Source organism: Dyadobacter tibetensis Y620-1 (assembly GCF_000566685.1).
In the GTDB taxonomy this organism is placed as follows: domain Bacteria; phylum Bacteroidota; class Bacteroidia; order Cytophagales; family Spirosomataceae; genus Dyadobacter; species Dyadobacter tibetensis.
Genome location: NZ_AZQN01000009.1, coordinates 235,960 through 253,753, shown reverse-complemented (window position 1 = coordinate 253,753; position 17,794 = coordinate 235,960). Strand labels below are relative to the sequence as shown.

General features: G+C 40.6%; 14 protein-coding genes and 1 pseudogene. 11 read left to right on the top strand and 4 right to left on the bottom strand.

The window, feature by feature from the left end; all coding sequences use genetic code 11:
• Positions 1 to 244 precede the first annotated feature (244 nt).
• The 8 genes from tnpA to X939_RS23725 all read left to right on the top strand — a co-directional run bounded on the left by tnpA (position 245) and on the right by X939_RS23725 (position 5,113).
• The gene (tnpA, locus tag X939_RS24165; protein WP_025765014.1) at positions 245 to 547 is read left to right on the top strand and encodes an IS66 family insertion sequence element accessory protein TnpA; all 303 of its coding nucleotides are present in this window, start codon (positions 245 to 247) and stop codon (positions 545 to 547) included.
• Position 548: 1 nt separating this feature from the next.
• A complete protein-coding gene (gene tnpB / locus X939_RS0119760; RefSeq protein WP_025765013.1) occupies positions 549 to 896 on the top strand; it encodes an IS66 family insertion sequence element accessory protein TnpB in 348 nt (115 codons plus the stop codon).
• A 62-nt stretch (positions 897 to 958) separates the two neighbouring features.
• The gene (tnpC, locus tag X939_RS22690) at positions 959 to 2,299 is read left to right on the top strand and encodes an IS66 family transposase (protein WP_052353506.1); all 1,341 of its coding nucleotides are present in this window, start codon (positions 959 to 961) and stop codon (positions 2,297 to 2,299) included.
• Complete coding sequence (locus tag X939_RS24045; RefSeq protein ID WP_052353505.1) at positions 2,259 to 2,540, top strand: IS66 family transposase; 282 nt, start codon at positions 2,259 to 2,261, stop codon at positions 2,538 to 2,540. The genes tnpC and X939_RS24045 overlap by 41 nt, the downstream gene beginning before the upstream one ends.
• Positions 2,541 to 2,846: 306 nt before the next feature.
• Positions 2,847 to 3,572 (top strand): DUF6088 family protein, encoded by a 726-nt coding sequence (locus X939_RS0119750; protein ID WP_025765012.1) that lies wholly within the window; start codon positions 2,847 to 2,849, stop codon positions 3,570 to 3,572.
• Positions 3,569 to 4,255, top strand: coding sequence for a nucleotidyl transferase AbiEii/AbiGii toxin family protein (locus tag X939_RS22685; protein ID WP_229236117.1), 687 nt, complete (start codon positions 3,569 to 3,571; stop codon positions 4,253 to 4,255). Before X939_RS0119750 ends, X939_RS22685 begins: the two co-directional genes overlap by 4 nt.
• 42 nt (positions 4,256 to 4,297) lie before the next feature.
• Positions 4,298 to 4,579 (top strand): hypothetical protein, encoded by a 282-nt coding sequence (locus X939_RS23975; RefSeq protein WP_229236116.1) that lies wholly within the window; start codon positions 4,298 to 4,300, stop codon positions 4,577 to 4,579.
• Between the two features lie 363 nt (positions 4,580 to 4,942).
• Positions 4,943 to 5,113 carry a hypothetical protein gene (locus tag X939_RS23725; RefSeq protein ID WP_157493028.1) on the top strand — a complete coding sequence of 57 codons (171 nt, stop codon included), beginning with the start codon at positions 4,943 to 4,945 and terminating at the stop codon, positions 5,111 to 5,113.
• Positions 5,114 to 5,348: 235 nt separating this feature from the next.
• Here X939_RS23725 and X939_RS0119730 read toward each other — a convergent pair whose 3' ends face one another.
• Entirely contained in the window at positions 5,349 to 6,674 is a 1,326-nt protein-coding gene (locus tag X939_RS0119730; RefSeq protein ID WP_025765010.1) for a T9SS type A sorting domain-containing protein, read from the bottom strand.
• A gap of 653 nt (positions 6,675 to 7,327) precedes the next feature.
• A complete protein-coding gene (locus X939_RS0119720) occupies positions 7,328 to 7,690 on the bottom strand; it encodes a winged helix-turn-helix transcriptional regulator (RefSeq protein ID WP_025765008.1) in 363 nt (120 codons plus the stop codon).
• A 96-nt stretch (positions 7,691 to 7,786) separates the two neighbouring features.
• Here X939_RS0119720 and X939_RS0119715 point away from each other — a divergent pair, with 96 nt between their 5' ends.
• Complete coding sequence (locus X939_RS0119715) at positions 7,787 to 8,320, top strand: NAD(P)H-dependent oxidoreductase (protein ID WP_025765007.1); 534 nt, start codon at positions 7,787 to 7,789, stop codon at positions 8,318 to 8,320.
• A 60-nt stretch (positions 8,321 to 8,380) separates the two neighbouring features.
• Positions 8,381 to 9,403: a Rossmann-fold NAD(P)-binding domain-containing protein gene (locus tag X939_RS0119710; RefSeq protein ID WP_025765006.1), complete on the top strand. Its 1,023-nt coding sequence runs from the start codon at positions 8,381 to 8,383 to the stop codon at positions 9,401 to 9,403.
• Between the two features lie 203 nt (positions 9,404 to 9,606).
• Here the strand turns inward: X939_RS0119710 and X939_RS23715 are convergent.
• Both X939_RS23715 and X939_RS0119705 read right to left on the bottom strand, forming a co-directional pair.
• Positions 9,607 to 9,696 (bottom strand): annotated as a pseudogene (locus X939_RS23715) (transposase); the annotation flags it as partial.
• An 897-nt stretch (positions 9,697 to 10,593) separates the two neighbouring features.
• Positions 10,594 to 11,136 (bottom strand): hypothetical protein, encoded by a 543-nt coding sequence (locus X939_RS0119705; RefSeq protein ID WP_025765005.1) that lies wholly within the window; start codon positions 11,134 to 11,136, stop codon positions 10,594 to 10,596.
• Between the two features lie 2,058 nt (positions 11,137 to 13,194).
• Here X939_RS0119705 and X939_RS23225 point away from each other — a divergent pair.
• On the top strand, positions 13,195 to 17,778 hold the full coding sequence (locus tag X939_RS23225; RefSeq protein ID WP_025765002.1) for a T9SS type A sorting domain-containing protein: 4,584 nt from the start codon (positions 13,195 to 13,197) through the stop codon (positions 17,776 to 17,778).
• Positions 17,779 to 17,794 lie beyond the last annotated feature (16 nt).

Below are 17,794 nucleotides of genomic sequence, written 5' to 3'. Positions count from 1 at the left end.
GGTTCCGGGCAGACGGAATGCTAATTCCACATCTGCACAAAGCCCTGCCCGTTGGCGGTAATGGCAGACACCAGCCAAAAGAAACGAAACACATAACCCCATACTTCAACCCCGATTCGGTTACAATCAACCTTGATTTGGAAACATTTACTTTTTAAAGAAGGACGAGTTTTGCATTGTAAAAATGTAAGCAACCGTCCATCCCCATCTTCCAAATAAGTACTATGCTTTCGAACTTTGGGGCATGGAAAAAGAACATAAAACAGAAGCACATTACCGCGAATTGTACCTGCGTTGGCAGAGCAGCGGTCTTACGTTAGGCACATTTTGCCAGCAAGAGTCCATCAAGTATGCCACATTCAGATATTGGGCAAAGAAATTCGAGCAATCCGATAACGGTGTGCCTGGTTTTACGGAGCTAAAACTAAGCAGACCATCAATAATGACGAGTTCCGGCCCAATAGCTGTTCTTAGCCTAGGCACACAAGCCACATTATCGCTTTATGAGCTGCCTGATCCGGCCTGGTTAAGGTCGCTATTGTTATAAAATGTTATCCCTCTCATCAGCCGCACGTTATTTTCTATATGGACAACCGGTGGATATGCGTTGTGGAATATACTCGTTGGCTGGCCTTGTACAGAATGGTTTGCATCTGGATCCATTGTCGGGCGATATATTTGTTTTTATTGGGAAGCGAGCCAATCAGGTACGCCTACTCCAATGGGATGGGGATGGATACTCGCTTTATACCAAACGTTTGGAAACAGGTACTTTTGAACGACCCAAAGGCGAAAAACTGTTAATCTCTTCCAGAGAATTGATGCTGGTTTTACAAGGTGTTCGGCTCACTTCTGTTCGGCTCCGTAAGCGTTATAAACGGGTCGTTTCCTGTTAAATTATAAGTAAAAAAAGTGCATCAGATATAGTAAAAATGCCTTTTTTGCTTATTTTTAAAACATGATCACAGCTGAGCCAGACTATAAACTTCTCTACGAAGAGAGCCAAAAAAGCTTAGAACAAACACAGCGATTGTTGCTCGAAGCGCAGCAGGAACTTCAGTTGGCACTTCTGGATGCCAATGAACTCCGTCGCAAACTATTCGGAATTAAATCTGATAATCGGGTAAAAAGAGTGGCGGAAGGACAGCTGGATTTATTTCCTTTGGGAGCTACGGATGGAGATATTGAGTCTTCGGAAAATTTTACAAAAGCAGAAGCTCAAAATATTAGCCAACAGCAGGATAAACAAGCCGAAAAAAGAAGAAAAGTGGCGCGTGTACGTATGGCGCTACCTGAAAATCTGGAAAGAGAGGAAATTATATTGGATCCCGAAGGTGATTTGAGCGAATATAAAGTGATCGGCGAAGAAGTTACCGAAGTGCTGGTCATGATACCTGCCTCGTTTAGGGTCAAACGAATTATCCGCCGCAAATGGGCACTTAAAAATCCAGCAAAGTCAGATAATAAAGGTGTACTGATTGCTCCGATACCTTCCAGAACCATTAAAAGGGGACTTTTTGACGAGTCGGTGCTGGCACACCTGCTAACCAGTAAGTTTGTAGACCATTTACCGCTGTACCGGCAAAAACAGATCTTCGAGCGCCTAGGCATGAAGATACCTCCTTCAACGCTGACCGATAATACCAATGCAGCCTGCAAAGCACTAGAACCACTTTACAATGCCCTGAAACGAGAGGCACTCGCTAACTTGTATTTACAAGTTGACGAGACGACGTTGCAAGTGCTAGAAAACAATGGTGTGAAAGGTGCCTCGCATAAGGGCTACTTATGGACATATCATGCGCCGGTTGACGGACTGGTTTTCTTCGATTATCAGACAGGGAGAGGTAAGGCTGGGCCTGAGAAGATACTAAAAAACTTCACAGGGGTCGTGCAAACAGATGGATATAACGTTTATCAAAGCCTTTTTGAGAAGAATAAAGATATAAATCACTACTTCTGCATGGCTCATATTCGCAGAAAATTTGATGAAGCGGTAAAATATGACAAAGACAGGGCTGCGTGGGCGGTCGACACCATTGGTAATTTGTACAAAATAGAAAGAGAAATTCGAGAAGCTGAGCCTGCTCTTGCCGAAAGCAAGATTGTTGAAAAGCGGATGACCGAAGCTTTGCACATACTTGGTCAACTCAAAGAATGGATGCTGAAAGAATATCCCAAAGTACTGCCGTCTAGTCCAATTGGCAAAGCCATGGCCTATGCGCTGCCCCTTTTGGACAACCGCAGCGGCGGACCGCATGAAATATTATGCTTTGCACGGGGGGCTTCAAATAGATAATAACCTGATCGAAAATGCAATCAGGCCCGTCGCTTTGGGTCGCAAAAACTGGCTTTTTGCAGGCACACATGATACCGCACAAAACGCAGCGATGATCTATTCTCTTTTCGCAACCTGTAAGAAACACAACATCAATCCTCACGACTGGCTGACTGATGTTCTCAGAAAAATGAATGATGATGGCTATAAAGGCAAGTTCTCAGACTTGCTGCCACACCGATGGGCAACTACCAAAGCATAAAAATATTATAATGCAATAGTGGGGATGACCGACTGCTTACGGAACAATCACGAAATACTTAGAAGTTTTTAAAAACATATTTAGCTACACTGAAAATATTGGACATTACAATATGATGATGGGCATTGGCGAAGAAATTACAGAAGAAGTTGAGGTATAGATACTATGGAAAAAAGCAGAGTGGTATAGTATGGTTAACTTCGCAACGCAGTTACGAAGTTAACCATACTTAATTAAATTTAAAAATGTCCAGTTTTTTTGCTAATAAACTGGACAAATTAACTATCATTGCACTACAATAAAAAGATGAAAACCGCTGAATACATATCATTTACTATAGATAGACTGCCCAAGGGCTATGTATTCACCTATGCCGACTTTATTACAGAGGTGAACCAAAAAGAAGCGGTAATAAAAGCCCTAAACCGTATGGTGGCTTCGGGTAAAATCGCCAAGCTATCAAAAGGCAAATACTACAAACCTGAGAATACGCCCTTTGGCAACCTACTACCCAATCAGGCACAAGTAGTAAAAGACTTATTGGAAGAAAACGGAAGAGTAACAGGCTATCTCACAGGTTATAGTGTTTACAATCAGTTGGGCTTAACCACACAGGTAAGCAATACCATACAAATCGGGAAAAATCAAATTCGCCCCAATTTTAAAAGAGAACGCTATACGATTGCTTTTGTAAAGCAAAAAAACACCATCACCAAAGAGAATATTCCTTTGTTGCAGCTATTGGATGCCATCCGATACATCAAAAAAATACCTGATGCCAGTATAGAAGCATCCTGCAAACGGTTCTTAGCCATAATAAAAAACTTTACAGACAAAGAAACAAATACCTTGGTACGCTTAGCATTAAAATATCCACCTGCTACAAGGGCTTTACTAGGTGCGTTGTTAGACCAATTACAACAGGGCAAAACGGCTGAATCACTTTTTAAATCATTGAACCCAATTACTAAGTATAAACTAACAGGTGCAGCGAAAGCAATTTCCAACACCGAAAAATGGAATATTGTATGAATCTGCACGAGAATAAAACCTTATTCAGACAAGCCGTTCAGTTTACGGCTGACCAAATGAAAATCCCTGCTATTTATGTAGAAAAAGACTATTGGGTTACCTATGCTTTGTTTACCATTTTCAATAATGATATTGGCAAAGACACCGTGTTTAAGGGCGGAACAGCACTATCCAAGTGTTACAATATGATTGAACGATTTTCAGAAGATATTGACTTGGTAGTATTAAGGCGAGAAGGAGAAACAGATAGCAAGTTAAAATCAAAATTAAAAGCAATAAGTACAGTTGTAGAAACCGTATTGCCAGAAGTAACTATTGAAGGCATTACGCATAAAATGGGAATGAACCGTAATACGGCACACTCTTACAACAAAGAATTCAAAGGTGATTACGGACAAGTAAGAGATGTGATAATTTTGGAATCAACTTGGCTTGGATACTACGAACCATACACTACCAAAAGCATTGTTTCATTTGTCCATCAAATGATGTTGGATAATAAGCAGTCTGATATTGCTAAAGAAAACGGGCTACTTCCTTTTGACCTATTGGCATTAGAACCCATAAGAACCATTTGTGAAAAAACAATGAGTTTGGTTCGCTTTTCTTATGGAGAAAATCCGATAGATGATTTAAGGAAAAAGATACGACACACCTACGATTTACATCAATTACTAAAATAAGAAGAATTTGCAAGTTTTTTCTATTCAAAAAACTTTGATAATATGTTGCTAAAAGTTGCAAATGATGATGTAGCGAGTTTTAAAAACAATAATAAATGGCTGAATTATCATCCTAATGAAGCACTTATATTCAAAGACTTGGAAAATGTGTGGAATGAGTTGAAAACGATTTACAACGGTGACTTTAAAAATTTGGTGTATGGAGAATTACCCAAAGAAGAAGCGATTTTGGAAACATTAAAAATGATTCAAGAAAGATTAAAAGCAATTTCTTGGACAATAATAATTGAACCCAAGGAAGGAAATTTACGGAAGAAAAACTAGAAAAAACGTTTGCCGAGTTGTTGGGACAAGAAGGATTTCGCAGGACAGCCAACGCATTTGGCAGCACATTTACATTTTTTACCGAAACACAAACCAATACTAAAAAATGTAAAAGAGCTACCAAGCTAACGCAACAAGACACAGTAAACAAAGGACAACAGAGTAACGACAAAAAAGAATAACGAAGGCATAAGAGCACCTACCCAAAAGGCGGGGTTTCGGGTTCCAAAGACAGTTTTGTGGTTAATCAAACATTGGTTTTTCAAATCAAGTTTAGTGGTAAAGATCCCGCCCTTCGGGTAGCTGCAAAACGTTGGCACCAATTTTAGGACGACCAACAACTAACAGACAGACCATATAAATATGGCATTCGGACTTTCATTAAAACACATTGAGGACTTATCTCTTGACAATTTAACGACAGAACAATTTCTGGTGCTTGCAATTGAAGCAGCGAAAAAACTTGATTGGAATGTTGGCTACACAAGTGAAACTGGTTTCATTGCTTTTACAAAATTCTCAATGAGTTCCTAGAGTGAGGAAGTTAAAGTGAAAATTGATGGCAACAACGCAAACTTGAAAAGCGAATGCACAGGCAGTCAAATGGCAGACTGGGGGAAATACAAAAAGAACATCGAAAATTTAGTTGCAATGGTTCATTCTAGTTCCGGTTATGAGCTGGAATATCCCAATGGGGTCAATATACGCCAGGATATCCAACATATGCGGAATGTAATTATAGCAAGTATGGGGTTGTCAATTGTAAGTATTAGTTCACGATGAGCTTGGAAAAACCTATGGTGTTGTTTTTGGTCTCTGTTTGAAGCAAATAGATGCCAGCAGGGAGAACCGGGAGTTGAATTTTTTTTGTTTTCAAGTCGTTTATTCTTTCTGAATGTATCAGGACACCCGAGGAATTAATCAGTTTTATTCCCGAAAGTTCAATTTTTGACTTGATAGTAAACTCTTTTGAGGCCGGGTTTGGATAAATAGACAAACTTTCAGAACCTTCTGACAATGCCCATACTATTTTGCTGAAAGCGTAACTGCCGTCATTGTCAATCATTTTCAAGCGATAATACGCTGGGGTTCCCGGATCCGTATTTTGGTCCAGATAGGAATACGAACTGCCGCTATCGTGGCCAGCGACTTCCTGGATTTTAATAAAACCTTTTACCGGATCAGTTGATTTCTCTACTTCAAAATGGTTGAAATGAGATTCAAAGGATGTTTTCCATTCGAGATGAATATCGTTTTCAGAAGCCGTAGCGCGGAAGTCCTTCAAGGTTATCGGCAAAGCTCCTACGCTGATTGTGAAGGTACATGTTCCGTAACACTGGGTGATGTATTCGGAAGTGTTATTTGAAGCCGCAGTGTAGGTGATTGTATGAGAACCGTTACCTGCAATGGATGGATTGAAGGTTGTACCATTTGTAGTCACGCCCAAACCGGAGTAGTACGTTTCAACAGCGTCCGGACTGCTACCACCTGTAAGTAAAAAAGGAGCGGTGGATGTATTTTGAACAGTGCTGTTACCTGGGCAAGTAACCGTGGGTGGCGGAGTATTATCAACAGCAAAAGGTAGCGATTTTTGGACAGTGCAATTATTATTGTCCGTAACGGTTAATGTGTACTGGTGCGTTCCGACCCCCGCTACGGCAGGATACAGTATATTATTTGTAATTCCGGGACCGCTGTAAGTAACAGTGGTATTGGCCGGTGGGGAACATCCGGTAATTGACATAGGGGGTGTGTCGATACAAAATTTCAACTGTTCAAGTGCGCAAGGAATTTCTATGGCCGGGGTAACTGTAATGTTAAATGTGCAGGTTTCGTTGCCATCTGTTCCGGCATAAGTATACAAAATGGCATGAACTCCAGAGCCGGCGATTGTTGCATCAAACATGCCGTTTGACACGCCTGTACCGGAATATATTCCTCCGGTCGGAGCCGCAGTGGTAAGTGCAAATGCAGGGGTGCCGTTACAGACTTTCTGGTCTTCCGGGCAACGTACCTGCGCATAACCGTAAGTATAAAAAACAATTAGGCAAATCAGGCAAAGTAGCCGATTGATTTTTAGTAAAGGAAAAACCATAAGTTTGTGTGTCTGTTAGTTTAAAATGTAAGCTAACAAATTTCCTTGGAGTTATTGAATTTTAGCTAAAAAATCAGAACGTTGCCGCATTCCTTTTTCACATGTTGCTGTATGAACGCGACTCGATGTACAAGCTGTTGTTCTGTATCCCATCAGTAAAGACCATATTTAATTGATCCGTTATTGCTTAAAGCTTTATAAAAAAAGGATTATGAGCAAAGATCAACACATGCGGGAGCTGGAATATTCCAATGGGGTCAATATACGCCGGAACGTCACTGAAAACAAGCCATTAATATGCTTATAGCATTTATTAAGACCCCGAGTACAGGGGGGCAGCATGCTCCAGAATATGCAATACAGACCCTGGTTACGCATTACCTAACTGCACCAGATCCTGGAACTTCAAAAACAGGATGGTCAATGAATCAGATAGTATCCGGTCCGGGGTTGCTTATGGGACCGTGTATAATTATCTGGCTGATAAAAGGAAATAATCCCGAACCCTGCGACATCCGACGCTATTTTCGATCCATTTGTAATGAAAACCTCAAATTAACGAACCCACTTTTTAGGCAGATAAAAGGACCTGTACGCCTATGAGCCTGACTGTAAGCAGTCATGCTTCAAAATAGTTAAGCCCCAAATTTTAGCTATTTACTCGCTAACTGTTTATGACAATCCCCCCAATTTTCCAACTCCTTGATGACAGGTTTTAAGGCGTATCCTATTGGCGTTAATTCATATTCCACACGTGGTGGAACTTCTGCATAAACTGTTCTTGTGATTATCATATTTTCTTCAAGCTTACGGAGCTGTAAGGTCAACATACGTTCGGTAATGTTTGGTAATTTCTTTTTCAGTTCCCCAAACCGGTGCTTACCGGTCAATAACCAGGAGCAGATTACTAATGTCCACTGTCCGCCGATAATACTTGAAGCGTAAGCTTCTGGACATTCGTCAATTAGCGCACTCCTGTTGGAGAAATTGGTCGATGTTTGTTTAATTTCACTCATTACTTACATTTTTTATAGTACCTAACAATTGGTGGGCAATATAAGGATTTGTGGGCTTCATGTTACCTTTGTGTAAGATTTATTAATGATATCACGATGAAGACTTTAATTATTATTACGCACCCTACCATGAGCGGTTCTACCATGAATAAGAGGTGGATGGAGGAGCTCCTTAGATTTCCTGAAAAGTATACGGTTCATTCGTTGTACGATGCTTATCCAGACGAAAAGATAGATGTCCAGGCTGAACAGCGCCTGGTCGAGCAATACGATAAGATAATATTCCAATTTCCCTATTACTGGTTCAATATTCCCTCATTGTTAAAAAAATGGTTCGACCAGGTACTGACCCACGGCTGGGCCTATGGTAGTAAAAGTGGATACCGTATGGAAGGGAAAAAAATAGCACTGGCCATATCGTTAGGAGTGGAAGAAGAGGAGTTGAGTAGTAATGGCGGGAAATACAAATATCCGCTCAACGAACTCTGCAGACCATTCGAGCTAAGTTTTGAATATGTCAAAGCGGACTACCAACCGGCATTCGCTTTTTATGGTTTGGAATTTAATGTCTCTGACAGCCATATTGAACGGGGCGTAAGATCCTATATGCAATTTTTAGCAGGATTTTAATAATGCTGCTCTTTATTGTAGACTAACAGAATTGAATGGTACTCTTTTTTATAATATAAGATGGAATTAAAAAGAAAACGAATCCTGATCATAGGAGGTTACGGAATGGTAGGCAGTAATATAGCACGGTTGATCAGACGTGCAGATACCAGCATAGAATTGGTTCTTTCCGGAAGAAATCCTCAAAAAGGGCAATGTCTGGCCGATGAATTAAAGAACGCAGAAACAGCTTACGTTAATTTGGAGGAAGGGCTTGATTTAAGCAAACTCGGTAACATCGATCTTATCATCACAGCGATGCAAGACCGGCGCAATATTTCGCGGGAGATTGCCATTTCGAACGGCATCGCCTGTATAACCGTCAGTGAATTAGCTGATCAAATTTCTCCAACAGCATTCTTAAGCCTGCAAAAACCGATTGTTGCCCCGGTCGTCTTTGCCGGGCATTGGCAAGCAGGCTTATTGACCCTTGCTGTTAAACACATGGCCGCCAAATTTGATCATATCACACATATTGAAATGGCCGGAATATATGACGAGAAGGATCCGGTAGGACCGGAGGTAGCAAATGATGTGAACGGTTTTATGGGTCAGGCGATGATACGGCAGGATGGAGCGTGGCTATCAGTGCCCGCAAAAGATAACCCTAGAGAAATCTGTTTATACAACCGGTTATTGGCGAAAGGTTATCCGTTGAGTACACTGGATGTTCCAAGTATTGCCGCATTTACAAATGCTGCCAATATTCGGTTTGACTTTGCTACCGGCGTATCAATAGGAAGCAGTAGAGGTTTAGTAGCTTCGCATGATTTGTATATTGATATGGAAGGGGTGTTGTTATGTGGAGAAAAGACAAATCTTCGAACCATTGTGTCTGGGGAAAAAGGAAACGCTCGAATGACTGCGGTGGGTGTCTATTTAATAACAGAAAGGATATTGGGTCTTAACGGAAAGAACGCAACAGAAGCCGGAGGCCTATATCTTCCAGAAACGATTGTTACGGTAACTGATCTTATCAATCGTTTAAAGGATTTCGATATATCATTTATTGAAATGAACCAAATTGACATCTCATCAAAATAGCGATGAGATGTTTCAGAAAGGGTGTGTAAATAAGCCTCCTGATGTGTTCATCGTAAGCAAAATAAGTAGATAATTTGTGCCAGTTAGTTTGCCAGGATCGGAGTACAACAGGATATTTTTTACACAATTTCCGGCTAGGTTTTCTAGTTCTGTTTCTGCTAATGTTTGGTCGCTGCTTGGTAGACCATCTTCAGGTCGGAAGACCCAGTTAAGTTATCCGTACAGGCAATTAAAATGTCTCTAACACCTCTTGCTTTTAAATTTGTAAGTACAGAAAGCCAAAAGTTAGCCCCGCGCGGCCGCGGCCCTCGCTTTCAGAAATATACGGGGCGCCCTGCCATCCCAATTAGCTCATTGTATCGAAGACGATTAACGCCCAAAACATTATAAACCGCAGGTGTAACAACGCTTCCACCATTGCAAACCTTTTACGGTTTAGACGGGCCGTATTGAACCACGAAGTGGTGTATTGATTAAAGCAATATTGAATAGAAATGAATACAACCCAGAATGGGTGACATTATTGGCCTATTCGTTCATCGTTCGGCATTCGGTGGCTTGTATTACTAATTTGATACTTTCGAAGGCTTAGCCTTAATCCTCAGGGCGATCTTAATTTTATGGTTTAGGAACATCACAAATATTAAAAAATATAACTGGGAATTTCCTTTTTATAGCATGATGCTACAAGACCCGACCCCGACAGGGGCCGAATGACATTGTTGCTGTTTTTCTATCGATTTGGTAATCCTTTGGGTTCCGGGTTTTGATCGTCAACGCATCCCACAGAATCGATTTTAGAGGGCGCCGCACAGGGGAGTCGCTTAGAAAAGGAATTATGAAACCAGAACAACAACGACTTCTTTATATTATGGTATGATCCTTTAAAGTGGCCCGGTCTAACCAAAATCACTGGCATGGTCCCCCGGAAATAAGCAAAGGGAGGGCCATAGTCGATATTTTCGAGGTAAGGTTATAGAGATCTGTAAAATATGAAGACGGGAAAAGCCTGAGAAAATGATTGGAGAAATATTTCAATTTTTATAATGATGAGAGATTTCACGAATCTCTAAATTATAAAGCGCCTGGTGAAAAATATAGATAAAAACAGGCAGCCTAAAATTTGGATATGTTGTTCTAGAATGTGGCGCAGCTTATATCATCTCTTTCAAAATGAATATCTACCAAAATTATAAGTCAATAAATGGTCCTCCTTTTAATGCAGGACGTAAAAGTATTTTATTTTTAGTTTGAATATATCGATGCATTCTTCCTAATTCAGTTGATAATCGGAGCAAGTCTTTTTGGGTTTGCTTTTCTAACTCCGAGCAATTAGAGGTTTCATAATATGTTCCACCAAAATCAAAAAAAGGGAAAATAAACCATTCTTTATGTTTTGTAGAAAACGAAGATGAAATTTCCCATGATTTTTTGGTGGCATGAATATTATGAATGACCATATCGATAACCTCCTGTCTCAAATTTCCATCAAAATATAAACTGTCAACAACTCCTTGATAGTTAACTCTAAAATAAAAGAAACCATAAGTTGAGCTACAATCTCCTGATTCTGCATAAGGTACCTTACTTGACAAGAAATCTTCCAAAGATAGACGGCGTTCAATGCTTTTATCTAATTGGGAATTAAATTTTATCAGTTCCTGAGCTTTACTAAAACTAGAACTAAATATAATTCCCAGAACAAACAAAAATTTAGTTACCAAATGTTTCATTGATTGTAAATTATGAGCTGAATGGTAATGATCTATATTTATTAGCGTCTGCCACATATAAGTATATGTACTTCGTTTAAATGCACTTAAATCCTCCCAAGCAGCGTTGCCTTGAAGTCCAACCCAAGCTAGAGAAGCGGCTTGGTCATTACTAAATTAGTAAACCATGTTTGTAGGGCGGCCATAAAAGGCTTAATATACTTAATGGGACATTTCCGTGTAATCCATATTCACGGTATTTCCTAAATGCATATGAATAGCCTCATGATAAATTGCCGGCACAAGGCTTCCTTCGAGGAGCCCTTCAAAGCCCAACTGTCAAGTATGATCTCTGATCAGTATCTATTGAGATCAGTAGATGCCACCATCCGTTCATTTACTTTTGACTTTTCCTTTATAACCAATGCGATATTTGCCGAATTGTTAAAGTTAAATAAAATCTTTGGCACTTCATTTGGAAATCGGCATCCTTAACCATATCCCATGAATTCTTTAAACATGGGGTATATAATTGATTTTTAAAAAGGAGTACTTTCAGAAATTACATTCCCTCCAAACTTGCTGATTTATCCCTATGAATCTGGTGGGTAAAAACAAAAAAGACCTAGCCTGTTAAGCTAAGTCCTTGATTTTCAAGTGGGCCCACCTGGAATCGAACCAGGCACCTACTGATTATGAGTCAGTAAAAATATGGTTTTTCTTCTTATTGTATATTTGTCTACTGTTATGTAATATATTGATATGCAGTTATTTATAAAATATTTTTATTTTTGATTGTTGTCTGTTTATCGTCCAATCCGTAAATTTGTATTGCACATAAAATTGAATGAATGTTCAATCAAAATGCAATGTCGTTTACTTAAGCTAATATTAGAGCTTTGGTACGGTATGTAGGTGTAAAATGCCTAAATACCGTACCAATGTATAGGGGGTAGCAAATCCGTCATTTAAGAGTAAAGATTACCGGAAAACTGCACATAAACATATCGACCGCGCGTCGGACCGACATGAGCTTGAAAGTCAGTGATTTACAAGACGCTTCCGTGATGAAGAGCTTTACGGATTATCTAGGAAAAGGATTCTCACAATCAAGAATTTAGTTATAATTATTATGACCTTTAAAACTACGATACAAAGAGAATTGGACGGTTTTTATTGGTCGGTATTGGATCAGGACTTCAACATGCGTGCAGTCAGGAAAGGGGCTTTTTCCCGTGCGCGCGTCAAACTCAATCCGCCGCCTTTAAGCATCTGGCAAAAACAGGGCCAAAGGTGTTTTATCAACAAGTACCCGTGTATCATTAGGCCGGATATAGACTATTGGCCCTGGACGGTTCCAGGTTGTTGCTACCGCGGCATAAATCGGTAATACAGGAATTCGGGGAGCGTGAATTTGGTCCTTATGCGGACGTTCCCCAGAGCATGGCGACCTGCGCGATTTTATATGATACGATAAACCTGGTACCCCTTGACGGACAAATAGCTTCTTACAAAACCAGTGTAAGAGACCTGCTAGTTGAACACTTGGAAAATACGCAAAAGGGCGACTTGCTGATTATACATCGGGGCTATCCTGCGGTTTGGCTATTTACGCCCATCCCATTGAAGAAAAAGTACAGTCTGAATAGACTCAGGATTCAAACAAAAAACACAATCAGAAAATTAACCGGACTTCCGCTCTGGACATGCTTCATAAGATCCTGATACCAATTTTTCTGAAAAACAAATTCAAGAAGGCGATAGTGGCCTTTGATGATATTGTCTACAAAACCAGAGAACTCATTAGGCCAGACAGGTTCAAAACCAGAAACCGTAAACCTAAGCGAAAGTACCATATGAGTTATAAAAGACTATAGTTCTTAAGTAAACGACATCTTTTTTAGATTTCAGTCAGGTTTGCGAGGAGTAGTCGAACACTTTACCCTAATCATTTATTGTGAGTAGGAATTTGGCTTGCCGTTGCATCCAATCTGATGTTTGTGAATGTAATGCAAAATTTGGTTAGACAATATTCCTCTAAAACATTACTTTTATATAGAATTGTAACCAACTTTTCATATGTTGAGACTCTATACCCTTATTAGCATATTCATTTTATTTTCTTTCACAAATATTTCGGCACAATCCGCTACTATTTTCATTAATAATAACGATTTGAATAGGTCTACTTGCCTAGGAGTTTCCTACCGTTTGCCTATCACCACTACTGGGTCTTTTAGTGTCGAAAATAAATTTTCAGTTCAGCTTCGCAAAGCCTCTTCCACGGCAATAGTGATGGAAGTAGCGGCTGAATTGAATGATGGCTTTCTGGAATTTGTATTTTCAGATTCCGTGCTTACTGCAAATTCATCGCTGGAGCTAAAAGTCAATTCGTCAGCACCCAAAGTAGAAAGCAACTGGTCTTACCCTGTTTTAATTCATAGTAAGGGCATCGTTACACTTAATAACTCCCTTATTTCTGATACTTTGAATAAATTTGATCAGGCACGCATACAGTTTTCCGGATACAGTTATAGCGCGATCAGTCTGACACTGGATGATAGCAGCCGCTTTTCTATATATCCGAATGGAGCACCAGACTTTGTTTCAAACCAAACACTACAAGTTGTCAAATCTGAAACATACAAAATTGCGCACGCCGAAAACCTTTGTGGTGCTATGAAGGTGAGTGGAAGTTACCGGGCAACCATCAACAGCACTTCTGTCAGGACGATTTCATTTACACCGCAATCGGTTTGTGAAAATGGTCAGGTCAGTGTCAGAATTTCAACTTCGGGAAATTCTTTAACAACGCAGACAAAATACCGTTTAAGATTTACGGAGGCGATTTATAACGACAAGCCAAAAACCTCCGAAGTAGAAGCAATCCTTCACGACAATGTACTCACAGCGAAAGTACCATCTGAATTTAAAGCTGAAACGCTTCGTGAGGTTTATATTCAGGTTGTTACCGATAATCCAGCGACGCTAAGTCCGCCTTCCAGTGAAAGACTTTTCATCTGGGCGGCACCTTCTGCTGAGATCAGCGTCGAAAGCAACACGATCAATTATGGTGATGTGGCGCAGCTATACGTTCGTCTCAAAGGTCTGCCGCCTTTTACTGCTGAATTGAGCAATGGCTCCAAGGTGAGTACACCCAATTCTTCCCTGCAATTTAACTTAGTTCCGAGCAATGACGATACATACAGCTTGAAATCTTTGTCTTCGGGTTGCGGAATAACAGAAATGAGTGGCGCACAGTCGGTGGAAATCAAAATTCGGCCAGGCATAAAGATTGAGGAGAGTGAAAGTCCGCAAATTTTATGCGCCGGTATAAAAAGCAAGATCAAATTTTCATCAAATGCTGCACTGACAAACGAAACCCAATTTTCTATCAAGATTACTGATGGATACACGGGTGAGACATCGCTGTTACCTGCATCCCGCTCCGGTGATTTTTTAGAAGTCACGATTCCTGAAAACCCGCAGGGTTATAGAAGTTACAATTATCAAGTGATCACTACCAATCCGGCTTTGGAATCTCCATTGTCCTCATTCGTTAGCACTCAGACCATTCCAAATGCTCTGTTTTCGGGTTATAATTTTAAATACAATTATGAAATTCCCTCCGACATAAGGCTCAGCTATATCCTGACCGGCGGAGCACCATACTCTGTTGAGTACATGGATGGTTCGGTTGTGAAATATCCTTACGATGGTGATATTATAACCCGGCAAATGTATCTGCAACAGACCACTGACTTTAAAATCAAATCGATTAGCAATACCTGTTTCAAAAATGAGAATGTCAGATCAGTACGCCTAACAGTAACGCCGTCACAAAATCCGGGCATCTATCTGCAGCCTATTAAAAGTGCTGTTTGCAATAATGACAGTCTTGAAATTAATTTTGGAATTGTTGGGACATTTAATGCGGGCAATAAATTTATAGTTCAGGGATACACCAATTGCTGTGAACTTAATGACATTATTACAGTGGATCAGGCAGGGAAATTCAAGTTAAAAATGTCTGCACAAGCCTTCTTCTACAATAATGCTGGAATTCGAATTGCTTCTACAAACCCTGTACTTTTTACCGAGGTACGTTCTTTCAGTATTCAGAAAAAGGCTGACAACTTTTCAATATACCCGCCATCGACCCCTGAGAACCCGTATAGGATCACCGAAACGGCCAATCCGAGTAGCCTGACTTTGTCATCAACTTCTCCATCTTTTTCCAGTATGGTCTACACTGAAAATGGTGTTGAGAAAACTTTTAATAATGATGATCCAACGCCGACTGCCGTATACATGCCCATTTACCCTAGGCTAGGTCAGCTCACAACTTATGAGATCAAATCAGCAACGAATGTATGTGGAACAGCAGATGTAAATCTGAAAGCTTATGTGGCCAAAATGCCCTACCGCATATCCATATCAATATTTAGCAGTATGCTAAAATTCTGTGCAGGCGCACCTATACAGATTCCTTTTGGCATCGTAGAAGGCACAGCCTCTGATGCTAGTTTTGCATTACAGATGGGAAGCGAAGGTTCGTCAGAGTATCAAACATTGATAAGTGGCGTGAAAGACAGAATTTTGAAGGCTGTCATCCCCGCATCAACGCCGGCTGGGCAATATTATCTAAGAATTGTTTCTTCGGATGGCAGCATTTCCGATTTGCTAAAGATTTCCATCTCCACACCACCAACAGCAATCCTTCGTGCACAATATGAAAATGGCCCCATAATGGTAAATGCTGGCGAACGCGTTCGTCTTGAAATTTCACTGACGGGCACCGGGCCATGGGAAAGCAGTTGGAATGATGGCAGGTTTAGCCACTTTTACTCGGATACGCTGCAAATAATTGATGTTTTCCCCACAAAAAGTCAGGAGTTCTCTATCAATTCGGTAAGCAATGAGTGTGGATATGGCATCACATCAGGCTCGGTCGTAGTGTCGGTGAAACCCAAACTAGTTGTGTCTTCCTCCTCTGGCAGCGTGTGCGAAGGAGGTGAGTTTAAGCTAAACTACGCATTACTCGGCGATATAGATATCTTAGAGGATTACATTCGATTTATACTTGTTAATCAAACTACCGGCGCAATTCAAACGCTGGATTCTGTTAAAACAGTTAAGGGGATAATTAATCTTCAATTACCAAGTGTTCTTTCAGGTAACTTTTATCAGCTTCGTGTGACCGCTAGAAAATTCGATCTTTTCGAGGTAATACCTGTCACTGTGTCTATTAAGCCCGATCTTACAATCAGTGGAAATACAACTATCAACAGTGGTGAAAGCGCACAGATAGTATTGAAATCCAACAGGCAAAATTACGAAAGTATTAGATACGTTCTGTCGGACGGTACGAGTGGTAATGCTGCTGGTGCTATTGGTCGGCTTACTTACGTGCGAGTCTCGCCGAAGCAGACCACCACTTACACGCTTACATCTGTAACAAATGTCTGCGGAGTAGGACCAGCTAGCGGCTCGGCCGTTGTTGAAGTGAACCCCGCTTCAACGCGAACTGTGAATGTATCTCAATGGTCTTCCCTTACAAGTTCCGGATTTTGTACCGAGGATACAATCATCGTTAGGTATGATACCACCGGCACATTCTCTGCTGAAAACAAATTGACGGTTCAGATCTCAGATACAACCGGACGCAACTGGCGCAACATTGTTACCATCGGCATTGGGAACCCATTGAAAGCCATACTTCCTTCTGATATGATTCCGGACAAGCAATACAACTTGCGCATTCTGGCAACAGATGAAGGTACTGCCAGTGGAGCTTACGAATATCCGCTTACAGCAGGTAAAATGGCTAGAGTGAAATTTGCTACGGAATCGGTAATTTTTGATGGCAAAACAAATCCACGCGTTAAGGTTCTATTGGAAGGTGGCGCGCCCTGGACCTATCGTTACGGAACATCCATGCAGAATTTAATACGACAGACATCCAATCCTGTCGACGAAATTGAATTATACAACGTCGCTCCAAATCAGACTTACTGGTTGATGGGGGTTTCCAATAGTTGTGGAACGGGAATGATTGGCAATCCTGAAAGGCTTGACCTTAAAAGTCCTCCGATATTGCCGGTTACGCTAGTGAAATTTGAAGGAAAGCGCGTTGATGATGCCAGTGTTGTGTTATCTTGGGAAACCAGTCAGGAATCTAGTAACGATTATTTTGAAATCCAAAGAACGGTTAATCCAGCTTTAGGATTTACGGTGATAGGCAAACTTGCGGGCTCGGGATCAGCTTCGTCAACAAACAGATACCGGATGAACGATTTAAATTGGTACAAAGAATATACCTATTACAGACTTAAACAGGTGGACTTTGATGGGACTTACGCATACAGCTCTATAGTAAGCATAAAACCAGTCATTGTTCCATTGTCAGTAATTGCTTTCCCAAATCCCGGGCAAGGGAATAGTCTGGCGTTCAAAGTGCAGGGACTAGAACTTCCCATGCAAGCTTCAATCGCAATTTATGATTCAAGAGGTGTAGCTATTTACTTAGACAATAAAGTTCAGTTAAATACAGAATATCAAGTTATCACGCCGTCCATTTCGGGTATTATACCCGGGAAGTATACCATTAAAATCAAAACCAATGACCGGGAGGCAGTAAGCTCTTTTGTTGTTACTCCCTGAATGTAATATAACCCGT

What these genes read in the sequence shown, in the direction of transcription:
- X939_RS22685 (WP_229236117.1), top strand. Translation starts at nt 3,569, where the DNA reads ATGAATCTGCACGAGAATAAAACCTTATTCAGACAAGCCGTTCAGTTT.
- X939_RS23225 (WP_025765002.1), top strand. Translation starts at nt 13,195, where the DNA reads ATGTTGAGACTCTATACCCTTATTAGCATATTCATTTTATTTTCTTTC.
- tnpC (WP_052353506.1), top strand. Translation starts at nt 959, where the DNA reads ATGATCACAGCTGAGCCAGACTATAAACTTCTCTACGAAGAGAGCCAA.
- X939_RS23975 (WP_229236116.1), top strand. Translation starts at nt 4,298, where the DNA reads ATGTTGCTAAAAGTTGCAAATGATGATGTAGCGAGTTTTAAAAACAAT.
- X939_RS0119730 (WP_025765010.1), bottom strand. Translation starts at nt 6,674, where the DNA reads ATGGTTTTTCCTTTACTAAAAATCAATCGGCTACTTTGCCTGATTTGC.
- tnpA (WP_025765014.1), top strand. Translation starts at nt 245, where the DNA reads ATGGAAAAAGAACATAAAACAGAAGCACATTACCGCGAATTGTACCTG.
- X939_RS0119715 (WP_025765007.1), top strand. Translation starts at nt 7,787, where the DNA reads ATGAAGACTTTAATTATTATTACGCACCCTACCATGAGCGGTTCTACC.
- X939_RS24045 (WP_052353505.1), top strand. Translation starts at nt 2,259, where the DNA reads ATGAAATATTATGCTTTGCACGGGGGGCTTCAAATAGATAATAACCTG.
- X939_RS0119705 (WP_025765005.1), bottom strand. Translation starts at nt 11,136, where the DNA reads ATGAAACATTTGGTAACTAAATTTTTGTTTGTTCTGGGAATTATATTT.
- X939_RS0119750 (WP_025765012.1), top strand. Translation starts at nt 2,847, where the DNA reads ATGAAAACCGCTGAATACATATCATTTACTATAGATAGACTGCCCAAG.
- X939_RS0119710 (WP_025765006.1), top strand. Translation starts at nt 8,381, where the DNA reads ATGGAATTAAAAAGAAAACGAATCCTGATCATAGGAGGTTACGGAATG.
- tnpB (WP_025765013.1), top strand. Translation starts at nt 549, where the DNA reads ATGTTATCCCTCTCATCAGCCGCACGTTATTTTCTATATGGACAACCG.
- X939_RS23725 (WP_157493028.1), top strand. Translation starts at nt 4,943, where the DNA reads ATGGCATTCGGACTTTCATTAAAACACATTGAGGACTTATCTCTTGAC.
- X939_RS0119720 (WP_025765008.1), bottom strand. Translation starts at nt 7,690, where the DNA reads ATGAGTGAAATTAAACAAACATCGACCAATTTCTCCAACAGGAGTGCG.